At 62.5% G+C, this 381-nt stretch carries 2 protein-coding genes; both read right to left on the bottom strand.

Annotated elements, in window-relative coordinates; genetic code table 11:
• Positions 1 to 119, bottom strand: a 119-nt coding sequence (locus MLGJGCBP_RS54605) for a hypothetical protein (RefSeq protein WP_442972160.1), incomplete at its 3' end; no start/stop codon positions are given.
• Positions 120 to 165: 46 nt separating this feature from the next.
• On the bottom strand, positions 166 to 381 hold a 216-nt coding region (locus MLGJGCBP_RS48505; RefSeq protein ID WP_160097012.1), incomplete at its 5' end, for a zinc-binding dehydrogenase.

Raw genomic sequence — 381 nt, 5'->3', positions numbered from 1 at the left:
TCGAGCACCGCGTTGCGCCCCTTGGGGCCGAGGGTCACCTTGACCGCGTCGGCGAGGGCGTTGACGCCCTGCTCGAGTCGGGCTCGGGCGTCCGTGTTGTACCGCAGCTCTTTTGCCATGGCTGATGGTCCTTTCGTGCTTTTCTTGTGCGGAGTATGCGGCGTGTTACGGGACGAGAATCGCCCGACCGCGGACCCGCCCGGCATCGAGATCGTCGAGGGCTTGCTGGAAGTCCTCGAGCCGGTATCGGGTGGTGTGCAACGTGACCTTGCCCTGGGCGGCAAGGGTCATGAGCTCCTGAAGATCGTTGTAGGAGCCGACGAGATTTCCGATGAAGTTGATCTCGGTGGAGATCACATCGATGGTCGGGACGTCGATGTT

Source organism: Rhodococcus sp. T7, from assembly GCF_009872365.1.
GTDB lineage: Bacteria > Actinomycetota > Actinomycetes > Mycobacteriales > Mycobacteriaceae > Rhodococcus_F.
This window is presented reverse-complemented; position numbering and strand designations above follow the sequence as displayed.